The organism is Kitasatospora sp. NPDC001095, assembly GCF_053598615.1.
The window spans coordinates 124,912-136,750 of record NZ_JBSFKQ010000016.1 but is presented as its reverse complement, the minus strand read 5'-3'; the positions used below and the strand labels follow the sequence as shown (position 1 = coordinate 136,750).

The following is an 11,839-nucleotide window of genomic DNA, read 5'->3' as shown; positions in this document are numbered from 1 at the left end:
GACAGCTACACCGACAACCGCCGCACCGGATCGTTCCTGCTCATCGACCCGGCCGACGGCACCACCCTCACCGCCGGCATGGCGGGCGAGGCCTTTCCCTGATCCGGCCCCCGGGTCCACCGACTGCTGCCTCACCTGTCGATCGCACGGCCTGAGGGGGCGCCGGAAACGCAGTCGTGCCCACCCTCGCGGCACCGCCAAGGCGCCCGCTGCTCCCCCACCGTCCGGACGACACCCACACCCTGCGCGCAGGCGAGCAGACCGGGCGGCGGTCCGGTGGGATGCGCCGCCACCGGCCGGTGGGCCTGGCACCGTCGGGCACCCCGGCAAACGGGGCGCCGGGCCGGGCGGCGACGACCAGGAGACCGGCGTGAACCGTCCCACGGGCACGTGCGCCCGGACGCTGGGCACCGTCGGGTGCCGATACCCCGGCGGAGGCTGCACGGACGTCAGACCGGGAGGTCGGCGACCGGGGTGTGAGGGGACCGGGCGGCGGCGGCCAGGAGGTGCAGGAGGCGGTCGATGTGGTGGTAGCCGGTGGGGCGGTCCCAGAGGTCGGTGTTGAGTTCGAGCATCGCGGACAGGCCGGTGGGGCGCAGCAGGCCGTGGAAGGCCATGTCGTAGCGGGCGGTGCCGTGGGTGAGGAAGCGGTAGGTGCAGTGGAGGTCGGCAAAGCGGTCGGGGATCCATGATTCGAGCTGGAGTTCGCAGGTGACCTGGTAGATGGGGTGAATGCCGGGGGTGCGGCGGGGCTGGAGGGTCTGGACGATGTCGGCGAAGGGGGCCTGCTGGTGTTCGTAGGCGCGGAGGACGGCGGCGCTGACGCGGTGGACGAGTTCGTCGAAGCGGGGGTTGCCGGAGAGGTCGAGGCGCAGGGGGACGACGTTGAGGAAGCAGCCGATGAGGTGTTCGGCGCCGCGTTGGGTGCGGTTGGCGGTGGGGATTCCGATGACGAGGTCGTGCTGGCCGCTGAGGCGGTGCAGGAGGGTGGCGACGGCGGTGCAGTAGACGGTGAAGGGGGTGGTGCGGCAGGCGGTGGCGAGGTCGCGCAGTGTGGTGGCGGCGGGGGCGGAGGGGGGTCGTTCGAGGAATTCGCCGCGGAAGGCCTGCTTGTCGGGGCGGGAGTGGTCGGTGGGCAGTCGCAGGGTGGGGGCGCCGGCGAGTTCGCGGGTCCAGAAGCGGCGCAGACGGTCGCCTTCGGGGCCGTCGAGGAGGTCCTGTTCGGCGCGGGCGAGGGTGGCGAAGTCGGTTTCGTGGGCCGGCAGTCGTGGTGTGGTGCCGGTGCTCCTGGCCTGGTAGGCGGTGGCGAGGTCGCGTAGCAGGAGGGTCGTGGAGACCTCGTCGGTGACGAGGTGGTGGAAGAGGAGCTGGGCCTGGTGGTGGTGGCGGGTGAGGCGGATGACACGGGCGCGCAGGAGGGGGGCGCGGGTGATGTCGAAGCCGGTGTAGGCGAGGTCGTCCTCGAGGCGGCGCAGTTCGGTGTCGCGGGTGGTGTCGTCGAGGGGGCTGAGGTCCAGGAGGGGGATGTCGAGGTCGGTGTGGGGGTGGATGCGCTGGACGGGGCCGTCGTCGGTTTCGATGAAGGTGCCGCGCAGGCCGGGCTGGTGGGCGATGACGTCGTTGAGGGCGGTGGCGAGGGCCTGGGGGTCGAGGGGGCCGGTGAGGTCGAGGATGAGGGGGATGGTGTGGGTGAGGGCGCCTGGGTCGGCTTGTTCGGCGAGCCAGAGCTGGCGTTGGCCGGACAGGAGGGGGACGTCGACGGGGGTGTCGGGCCGGGATGCCGGGCCGTGGACGGTGCCGCTCGCTGAGGCGTCGTCGGTGTCGTTGCCCGAGGTGTCGTCGGGCAGGTCGGCGACGAGGTCGAGGATGGCGTCGAGTTCGGGGTTGGCCGCGCGCAGGTGGGCGGTGAGTTCGGCGGGGGTGGGGTACTCGAAGAGGGTGCGGACGCGGACCCTGATGCCGAGGGTCTCCTCCAGGTCGGCGGTGAGGCCGGTGGCGAGGAGGGAGTGTCCGCCGCTGGCGAAGAAGTCGTCCTCGGCGGTGAGTTCGGGGTTTCCGAGGGCCTGGGACCAGAGTTCGAGGACGAGTGCGAGCAGGCGGTCCGGACCGGCCGGGCCGGGGGTTGAGGGCCGGCCCGGGTCGGGCCGGCCCTCGGCCAGGGGTGGTTCGGCGTCGGGCAGGCCGGCGACGATCTCCAACCGGCCGCGGGTGTCCCGGCGGGCGGTGAGTCCGGTGGGGGTGCCGGCCAGGAGGAGGGCGGCGGGGTGGTGCGGGGAGCGTCCGGGTTCGAGGTGGAGGTCCTCCGCGCGGGCTCCGGCGAGTGCGGTGAGCAGGGGCCAGTGCTCGGGGCCGCGGGTGTGGTCCAGGGTGAGGGTGAGGAGTGTGCCGTCGGGCAGGTCCAGCCGTGGCCCCTCTCCCGGTGTACCGGTGGCGGGGGTCTGGGCGGCGGGTGTGCCGAGTTCGAGGTCGGGCAGGCGCAGTTCGGGCCGGTCCAGCCACTGGCGCAGGATGCGGGCGTAGTCCTCGGTGAGCGCGCGGGCGCCGTCGGGAGTGTAGAGGTCGCTGTCGTATTCGAGCCAGAACCGGACGTGTTCGCCGTCGAGTTCGACTTCGGCGACGGTGTCGAAGCGACCGCGGTCGCGGGTGACGTCCAGGGCGTGGGCGGGCTGTCCGCCGAAGGTGGGGCGGCCGACGGCGTCCGCGCGGGGCATGAACATGTGCTGGATGAGCGGTGGCCGGTCGGTGGGGCGGGGGGCGGCGGCGGCCTGGAGGATGCGGTTGAACGGGAGCCGGACGTGTTCGAGGGCGGCGGCCACGGCGGCGGAGCAGCGGGTGGTGGCGCCGGAGAGGTCGGGGGCGCCGGAGAGGTCCAGGCGCAGCGGGACGGTGTTGGCGAACTGTCCGACCAGTGTTTCGAGTTGGGGGATGCCGCGGTTGGCGGCGAGGACGCCGAGGATCAGGTCGTCATGGCCGGTGGAGCGGGTGATGAGGGCGGCCCAAGCGGTCAGGCACAGGGCGTAGGGCGAGCAGTGCAGGGTGCGGGCGGCATGGCGCAGGGTGGGGCCGTCGATGCCGGGCAGGAGGGTTTCGGTGCGCCGGCCGCGGCCGCGGCGGTGGCGCCGGCGGGGGTGGTCGGGGCGCAGGTCGAGGCTGGTGGGGGCGTGCTGGAGGGTCTGTTGCCACCAGGCGGTGTCGGTGTGCTGGGTGGCGGGGAGCAGGGTGTCGTGTTCCCAGTGAACGAAGTCGCCGTACTGGAGGTCGGGGTCGGCCACGGGTGAGGGGGTGCCGGTGAGGGCGGCGGTGTAGTCGGCGGCGAGTTCGGCAATGAGGAGGCGGACGGCGGTGGCGTCGGCGTAGATGTGGTGGACGGCCAGGGCGAGGGTGTCGTGGCCGTCGGGTCCGGGGCCGCGCAGGTGGAGGAAGGCGATGGCGCTGCCGGTGGCGGGGTCGATGCCGGTGGCGGCGAAGCGGGTCAGTGCCCGGTCGCGTTCGGCGTCCGCGCCGGCGCCGGTGAGGGCGGTCTCGGTGAGCGGCAGTTCCTCGGGCACGGGCAGGACGGTCTGGGCCGGCGCTCCGTCGTGCAGGCGGATGGCGCTGCGCAGGATCTCGTGCCGGGTGAGGAGGGCGCGGACGGCGGTGCGCAGCGCGGTCGGGTCCAGGTGTCCGGGGAGGGCCAGAGCGACGCATTCGGTCAGCGGCGCCTGTTCGGCCGCGGTGGCGTCGGCGGTCCAGAAGTGCTCCTGGATGACTGCGAGAGGCATGAAGTCTTCGTAGTCTCTCATGAAGATACGTTAACTCAGCGTGCAGTCTTTGCGTAGGCGTTGCGCGGTCGCCGGGTGGTTGTCGCACGGTCGTTGCGGCGGTCGCCGTGCGGTCGGTGCGGTCGTACGGCACGCCGCGGGGGCCGGGCGACGGTCCGGCCCCCGCGGGTGGTTCAGCGGTCGATGGCGGCGGCGAGGGTGCGGACGGTGGGTGATTCGTAGAGGGTGCCGACACTGATCGGGTCGCCGAGCCGGGCGGTGAGGGCCTCGGCGAGCTGGACGGCGCGCACGGAGTCGCAGCCGAGGCTGAAGAAGGAGTCGTCGCGGCCGACCCGGGTGATGCCGAGGACGTCGGCGGTGGCGTGGGCGAGGAGTTGCTCCAGCGGGCCCTCGGGTTCGGTGTAGCCGGTGTCGGCCGCGTTGAGGGCGGCGAGGAGCGCGGCGGGGTCGGGGGCGCCGCTGCGGTCGCGTTCAATGCGGGGGGTGAGGGCGACGCGGGCGAAGATGCCGTGGTCGGCGAGGCGGGCGGCGACGTCGGCGCGCAGCCGCTGGGGGTCCTGGCCGTCCTGGGGGACGACGGCGACGGCGATGGTGCCGCCGCGCAGTTGGTCGGCGGCGAGGAGGGGCTTGATCTGCTCGTTGGCGGGGTCGGCGCCGATGAGGAGGTGGACGGGGGCGGTGTGCAGGGCGCCGAGGAGGGCGAGGGTGGCCTCGGTGGGGTCGAGCAGGGTGAGGCCGCGGTGGCGGGCGGCGGCGATGAGCGGGCTGCCCTGGTTCATGCCGGGTCCGTCCCACATGCTCCAGGCGAGGCTGCGGGCGCGGCGGCCGGTGGCGGCCCAGTGCTGGGCCCAGCCGTCGAGGACGGCGTTGGCGGCAGCGTAGGCGCCGAAGCCGGTGCCGCCGAGCAGGCCGTTGACGGAGGAGAAGAGGACGACGGCGGTGTCGGGGCGGGTGGTGAGCAGGTGGTCGAGGGCCGTGCAGCCGCCGGCCTTGGGGTGGAGCATGCGGTCGAGCCAGTGGCGGGTCTCGACGCGCAGTTCGTGGGCGGAGAGGCGGTTCCACTGGGCGGCGACGGGGGCGCCGGCGAGGTGGAGGGCAAGGTCGAGGCCGCGGCCCCAGGCGGTTTCGGCGTCGGCGACGGCGTCGGCGAGGGCGTCGGGGTCGGCGGCGTCGGCCTGGCGGTAGCGGACGTCGCCGAGGGCGGTGAGCAGGTCGAGGGTGGCGCGGGCCTGGGGGTTGAGGCGGTCCTCGGGGGTGCGGCCGACGATGAGCAGGCGGGCGTCGTGGGCGACGACGAGGTGTTCGGCGATGGTGCGTCCGAGGCCGCCGAGGCCGCCGGTGAGCAGGCAGGTGCCGGCGCGGGGCAGGAGGCCGGCGGGCAGGTCGTAGGTGTCGGGCAGGGGCAGGGTGCGCAGCCGTTGCCGCAGGGGGGTGTGGTCGCGGACGGCGATGACGTCGTCGTCGTGTTCGGCGGTGGCGAGGGCGGCGAGCTGCCCGGGGGTGGCGTCGGGCGGGGCGTCGAGGAGGGTGGTGCGGGCGACCGGGCGTTCGGAACGGGCGGTGCGCACGAGGGCGGTGAGGCCGTGGCGGCCGGGCAGGACGCGGTCGCCGGGGGCGGCGTGGACGGCGTGCCGGGTGAGGACGGTGAGGTGGGCGTCGGGGCGGGTGTGGGCGAGGGCGGCGATGGTGGCGAGGAGGCGGGCGAGGGCGCCGGTGTCGGGGTCGTGGGGGGTGGTGGGGTCACCGGTGGCGGTGAACAGGACGCGGGGGGTGGCGCCGTCGGGGGTGCGGGCGAAGGCTTCTTCGAGGGCGCGGGCGAGGGGTTCGGGGTCGGTGCCGGCGGGGATGCGGACCGGGGCGAGCTGCTCGGGGAGCCAGCCGGCGGGGCCGGTGGTGACGGCGATGACGGGTCCGGCGGGGCCCTCGCGCAGCGGGGTGGGGGCCGGTTCCCACGTGACGGCGAGGGCCGTGGTGGCGTCCGGGGTGTCGGTGTCGCCCTGTCCGCCGTAGCAGCGGTCGTCGAAGCGGCCGGTGCGCCAGCCGTCGAGGAGGCGTTCGCGCTGGACCTTGCCGCCGCTCTGGCGGGGGAACTCCTGGGCGGTGACGGGGATGAGGTGGGTGGGGCGCAGCGCGAGGTCGCGGGCGAGGGCGGTGCGGATGGCATCGACGAGGGCGGGGACGTCGCCGGTGTCGGGGACGAAGAAGACGATGAGGGCGTCGGTGCCGGTGTCCTCGTCGGGCAGGGCGGCAACGGCGGAGCAGGCGGGGCGGACGCCGGGCACCTGTTCGACGACGGCTTCGATCTCGTGGGCGGGGAAGTTGGCGCCGTTGACGATGACCATGTTCTTGTGGCGGCCGGTGAGGTGGAGGCGGCCGTCGTGGAGGAAGCCGAGGTCGCCGGTGTCGAACCAGCCGTCGGCGGTGAAGCTCTCGCGGTTGGCGCGGTCGTTGCGGGCGTAGCCGCGGTGGATGGTGGGGCCGGTGATGTGGAGGCGGCCGACGCGTCCTTCGGGCAGGAGGCGGTGTTCGGCGTCGACGATGCGCAGGGTGACGCCGGGCACGGGGGCGCCGACCTCGGTGACGACGACGGCGCCGGGGGTGCCGGCGGGCAGTTCGCGCAGGTGGCCGTCGAGGGAGGCGGGTTCGAGGGCGATGGTGGCGGTGGCCGGGTCGTCGCGGTGCATGCGGGTGTAGGTGACGCCGGAGGAGGTCTCGGACATGCCCCAGCAGGGGACCATGGCGTCGGCGGGCAGCCCGTGGGGGGCGAGGAGTTCGAGGAAGCGGCGGGCGGTGCGGGCGACGACGGCTTCGCCGGCGTTGCAGATGTTGGTGAGGCGGCTGAGGTCCCAGCTGCCGGCGGCGATGTCGTCGGCGTGGTCGCCGACGAGGGAGTAGGCGAAGTTGGGGGCCCAGGTGCAGGTGGCGCGGAAGCGGTCGGCGGCGTCGAGCCACAGCAGCGGGCGGCGGATCACCGATTCGGTGCGGATGTTGACGTGGTCGCAGGTGAGGAAGACATCCCGGAGGTTGAACATGATCATGCCGCCGACGTGGTCGAGGGGCATCCAGTTCAGGGAGACGTCGTGTTCGGTGAAGCCGTTGGCGGCGATCGCCGCGTAGCTGCGGGCGACGAGGGTGCGGTGGGGGTGCTGGACGCACTTGGGGGTGCCGGTGCTGCCGGAGGTCAGGAGGTTGACGATCAGGGCGTCGGGGTCGGGGGTCTGCCAGGTGGCGGGTTCGGCGTCGGTCAGGGTGTCGGCGGGCAGGACGCGCAGGTCGTGGCCGCCGGGCAGGCGGGTGCCCAGGGCGCGGACGGCGTCGGCGAGGCCGGGGTCGGCGATGACCGGGGGGTGGCCCAGGAGGTCCCAGGCGGAGGCGAGTTTGCGGACGGCGGCGTTGTCGGTGGCGTATTCGGGGGCCGGGGCGAGGGGGGTGGGGCGGATGCCGCCCAGGACGCAGGCCCACCAGGCGGTGACGAAGGTGCGGCTGTCGGCGCACTGGAGCAGGGTGGTGTCGCCGGGGGCGAGGCCGTGGCGGCGCAGTCCGGCGAGCATGCGGCGGGCGTCGTCGTAGAGCTGGGCGTAGGTCTGGCGGTCGGTGGTGCCGTCGGGCAGCAGGTAGGTGGTGCCGCGGTGGCCTGCGGTGCGGGCGGCGCGTTCGAGGGCCTCGGGCAGGGTGGTGACGGCGTCGGGGGGCAGGACGGGTTCGGGGCCGTGGACGAGGGCGGGCCGGTCGGCGGGCAGCGGGGTGCCGGCGGGGGCGTGACCGGTGCCGAGGCCGGCGGCGGGGTGGGGGGCGCGGGTGCGCAGGCGGCGGTCGTACACGGCGGCGGCGTCCCGGACGCCGGGGGTGCCGGCGGCGATGCGGGCGGCGGCGTCCGCTCCGGCGGGGGCGGGGGCGGGGGTGGTCATCGGGCCTCCTTGGTGGGCAGGTGCTCGCCGATGCGCCGGGCCGCGGCCGGGGTGAGTCCGACGATGAAGTAGTGGCCGCCTTCGACGCTCAGGCCGGTACGCCCGGCGCTGGTCTGCTCGGCCCAGCCGGCCAGGTCGTCCTCGGTGACGGTGCCGTTGTCGCCGCGGACAGTGGTGATCGGGACGGGCAGCGGGGCCCGTGGCGTGTGGCGGTAGTTCTCCCAGAGCGCGAAGTCGCTGCGCAGTACGGGCAGCAGGAATTCCAGCAGCTGGGTGTTGCGGGCGACGGCTTCGGGCAGTCCGCCGCGCTCGGCGACGGTGGCGAGCAGCCGGTCGTCGGGCAGCCGGTGCAGGGGGTGGGCGGGGGGCGGGTTCTGGGGGGCGCCCTGTTCGGCGACGATCAGACGCTGGGGCCAGGTGCCGAAGCGGCGGCCCATCTCGTGGGCGATCTCGTGGGCGAGCAGGGCGCCGGCGCAGTGCCCGTAGAGGACGTAGGGCTTGGTGGTGTAGGGGCGCAGGGCGATGGCGCAGGCGGTGGTGAGGGTGGTGATGTCGGTGGGCGGGTCCTCGCGGGAGCGGTCCTCGCGGCCGGGCAGCTGGATGGCGAGGGTCTCCACCCAGGGGGGCAGCAGGGCGGCCATGCGCTGGTAGACGGAGGCGCCGCCGCCGGCGAAGGGCAGGCAGATCAGGCGCAGGCGGGCGCCGGGGCGGGCCCAGCGGCGGACCCAGCGCGAGTCGGTGGTATAGCCGGCCGGGCGGATCTCGGTGGCGTCCGCGGCACGGGTGGTGGGGTTCACGGGGCCTCCTCGCCGTCCAGGGCGGCGGCGAGTTCGGCCAGTTCGGCGTCGTCGCGGCCTTCGACGAGGGCGAGGGCGGCGGCCAGGGCGTCGCGGTGGGCGTCGTGGCCGGTGGTGGCGGCGTCGACGAGGGCGGCGAGGCCGGAGACGGTGGGGGTGGAGAAGAAGTCGGCGATCGGGACGACGACGCCGAAGACGGCCTTGACGCGGGAGGAGAGCTGGATGGCCTGGAGACTGGTGCCGCCGGCGGCGAAGAAGTTGACGTCGTTGCCGATGCGGGTGCCCAGCAGCGGGGCGAACACCTCCTCGCGCATGGTGCGTTCGGTGGCGGTGCTGTCGTTCTCGTCAGCCTCGGTGAGGTCGTCGACGGCGGCGAATTCGACGGCGGGCAGGCGGCGGCGGTCGGTCTTGCCGCTGGCGGTGAGCGGGACGGCTTCCAGCGGGACGAGGACGGCGGGCACCATGGCGGCGGGCAGGCGGGCGGCGACGGCGGAGCGGACGGTGTCCAGTTGGAGTTCACCGGGCTGCTCGGGCACGACGTAGGCGACCAACAGGGTGCCGGCGCGCGGGTCGGTGGCGACTTCGGCGACGGCCTGGGCGACGCCGTCGACGGCCTGCAGGGCGGCTTCCACCTCGCCGAGTTCGATGCGTACGCCGCGGACCTTGACCTGCCGGTCCGCGCGGCCGACGAAGTGCAGGTCGCCGGTATCGTCCCAGACGGCGAGGTCACCGGTGAGGTAGCGGCGGGAGCCGGGCGGGCCGTCGGGGTCGGGGCGGAAGCGCTCGGCGGTGAGGTCGGGGCGGCCCAGGTAGCCGCGGGCCACGCCGAGGCCGGCGATGGCGAGTTCGCCGACGGCGCCGGGCGGCAGGATGCCGGCGCCAGCCGCGTCGACGACGTAGGCGCGGTGGTTGGCCATGGCCCGACCGATCGGCGGGGAGGTCTCCCACTGACCCTCGCAGCGTTTGGCGACCACGGTGACGGTGGTCTCGGTGGGGCCGTAGCCGTTCCAGAAGCCGCGGCCGCGGGCCCAGCGGGTGGTCAGCTCGCCGGTGAAGGCCTCGCCGCCGACGAAGGCGATCCGCAGGTCGGGGTAGCCGTCCGGGTCGAGCAGTTCCATGATCACCGGCGGCAGGTCGACGACGGTGATCCGCTCCTCGCGCAGCACCGTGTCCAGGGCCTCCGCCGAGCGGCGCTGGTCCTCGTCCAGGACGTAGAGGGCGGCGCCGCTGAGCAGGGCGCCGAAGATCTCGAACACCGAGACGTCGAAGCCGGGCGAGGCGAAGTGCAGGACGCGGTCCTCGGGGGTGAGGGCGAACATCTCCTGGACAGTGCGGGTGAAGTTGGCGACGTTGCGGTGCTCGACGACCACGCCCTTGGGGCGGCCGGTGGAGCCGGAGGTGTAGATGACGTAGGCGGCGCCGGCGGGCGGCACGGCCACCGGCGCCGGGTCGGCTTCCGGTTGTCCGTGCGGGTCGGCGGGTGCCTCGGTGTCCAGGGTCAGGCGCAGCTGCGGGGGTACGCGGCCGGCCGTGGCGGCGGTGACGAGGACGGTGCGGGCGCCGGTGTCCTCCAGGATCACGGCGAGGCGCTCGTCGGGCTGGGCGGTGTCGACGGGGACGTAGGCGGCGCCGGCGCGCAGGACGCCGAGGACGGCGGCGATCAGGGCGGGGCCGCGTTCCATGAGGACCGGGACGAGGTCGCCGGGGCCGACGCCGGCGGCGCGCAGGCGGTGGGTGATGCGGCGGGACCAGGCGTCCAGGGCGCGGTAGTCGAGGGTGCCGTGCTGCCAGCGCAGGGCGGTGCGGTCGGGGCCCTGGGCGGCGACGGCGGCGAACAGCTCGTGCAGCGGGGTGTCGGGCGGGGTGCCGATCGGGGCGTTCCAGTGCCGCAGGACGTCGGCGCGTTCGGCGTCGGTGCCCAGTGGGGCGTCGCCCAGGGGGCGGTCGGGCCGATCGCACAGGGCGTCCAGGGTCTGTAGGAAGCGCTCCAGGAGGCGGGCGGCCGTGGTCCTGCGGTAGAGCGAGGTGGCGAACCGCACGGCCACGGTGGGCTGTTCGCCGCCGCCGAGCTCCAGGGCGAGTTCGAAGGTGCCGGCGCCGGCGTCGACCTGTTCGCAGCCGATGCGCACGTCTCCGGCGTCGGCGGGCTCGGCGGGCTCGGGGGCGGTGGTGCAGCCGATCTGCACCAGGGGCAGGCGCCCGGCGTCCGGTTCCACGCCGAGGGCGTCGAGGACGAGCTTGAACGGCAGGGCGGCGTGCCGGGCGCCGGAGCGGCGGGCGTCGCGGACCCGGGCGACGACGCTCGCGAAGGTGTGGGCCTCGTCGAGTTCGACGCGCAGCGGCATCAGGTTGCCGAGGTCGCCGACCAGGCGGTCGGGGTCGAAGGGGCCGGTGACGTCGAGCGGCAGGCCGACGGTGAGGTCGGTGCGGGCGGTGTGACGGGCGATCACGGCCAGGAAGGCGGCTAGCAGGACGTCCTCGCGCCCGGTGCCGGCTTCGGCGGCGAGGGCGTCGGCGGCGGCGGCCGCACCCGGCGGCAGCGGGACGCGGACGATGTCGCTGCCGAGGTCGAGCAGCCGGGGCCGGGGGTTGTCGGCGGGCAGTTCGGTGCCCTCCCAGCCGGCCAGCGTGGCGCGCCAGTGGTCGGTGGCCTCGCGGGCGCCGTCCTGGTCGCACCACTGGCGCTGCCAGGTGGCGTAGGCGCCGAAGTCGGCGGCCTCGCCGGGCCACTGCGGGGCGGTTCCGGCGCTGCGGGCGCGGTAGGCGAGGGCGAGGTCACGCTGGAGCACCGGGGCCGAGCGCGGGTCCAGGACGAGGTAGTGGCCGGTGAGCACCAGCAGGTGCCGTTCGGGGGTGGCGCGCAGCAGCCGCAGGCGCACCAGCGGGCCGGTGTTGAGGTCCAGACCGCGGCGCAGTTCGTCACGCACCACTTGGTCGGCGCGCTCGCGCAGCCGCCCGTCGGGGACGTCCTCGGTCTCCGGGCGCAGGTCGGGCACCGGCCGTACGTGCTGGGCGCCGTGGGTGTCCTCGTCGGGGAAGACCGAGCGCAGGACGGTGTGGCGGCGCAGCAGGTCGGTGAGGGCGGCGCGCAGCGCGTCCTCGTCGAGCGGGCCCTCGATGGGCAGGGCGAAGCCGAGGCCGTAGGCGAGGCTGCTGGGGGTGAAGCGGTCGAACAGCCACAGCTGTTCCTGCCGGTAGGACAGCGGGGCCGACCGGGTGCCTGCGCTGACGCCCTCCAGCTGGGCCAGCAGTTCGTCGCGCCGCTCCCCCGGCAGTCGGCGCAGTCGTCGAAGCAACTCGCTCTGTTGACGCATGCCGCGGTCCTCCCAGTAGGCGTGCAGATTCGTTACAGACTTTGCTCAACAGACGATTC

Annotated in this window: 4 protein-coding genes; all 4 read right to left on the bottom strand. The window is 74.8% G+C overall.

The window, feature by feature from the left end:
- Positions 1–449: 449 nt before the first annotated feature.
- Positions 450–3,782: a condensation domain-containing protein gene (locus ACWDBB_RS17035; protein WP_449790341.1), complete on the bottom strand. Its 3,333-nt coding sequence runs from the start codon at positions 3,780–3,782 to the stop codon at positions 450–452.
- Between the two features lie 152 nt (positions 3,783–3,934).
- Positions 3,935–7,669 carry an SDR family NAD(P)-dependent oxidoreductase gene (locus ACWDBB_RS17030; RefSeq protein WP_449790340.1) on the bottom strand — a complete coding sequence of 1,245 codons (3,735 nt, stop codon included), beginning with the start codon at positions 7,667–7,669 and terminating at the stop codon, positions 3,935–3,937.
- The gene (locus tag ACWDBB_RS17025) at positions 7,666–8,466 is read right to left on the bottom strand and encodes a thioesterase II family protein (RefSeq protein WP_449790339.1); all 801 of its coding nucleotides are present in this window, start codon (positions 8,464–8,466) and stop codon (positions 7,666–7,668) included. The genes ACWDBB_RS17030 and ACWDBB_RS17025 overlap by 4 nt, the downstream gene beginning before the upstream one ends.
- Positions 8,463–11,780: a non-ribosomal peptide synthetase gene (locus ACWDBB_RS17020; protein WP_449790338.1), complete on the bottom strand. Its 3,318-nt coding sequence runs from the start codon at positions 11,778–11,780 to the stop codon at positions 8,463–8,465. Before ACWDBB_RS17020 ends, ACWDBB_RS17025 begins: the two co-directional genes overlap by 4 nt.
- Positions 11,781–11,839 lie beyond the last annotated feature (59 nt).

Bases quoted from the DNA above. Each gene is read 5' to 3' on its own strand.
- ACWDBB_RS17035 (WP_449790341.1), bottom strand. From the start codon at position 3,782: ATGAGAGACTACGAAGACTTCATGCCTCTCGCAGTCATCCAGGAGCAC.
- ACWDBB_RS17030 (WP_449790340.1), bottom strand. From the start codon at position 7,669: ATGACCACCCCCGCCCCCGCCCCCGCCGGAGCGGACGCCGCCGCCCGC.
- ACWDBB_RS17020 (WP_449790338.1), bottom strand. From the start codon at position 11,780: ATGCGTCAACAGAGCGAGTTGCTTCGACGACTGCGCCGACTGCCGGGG.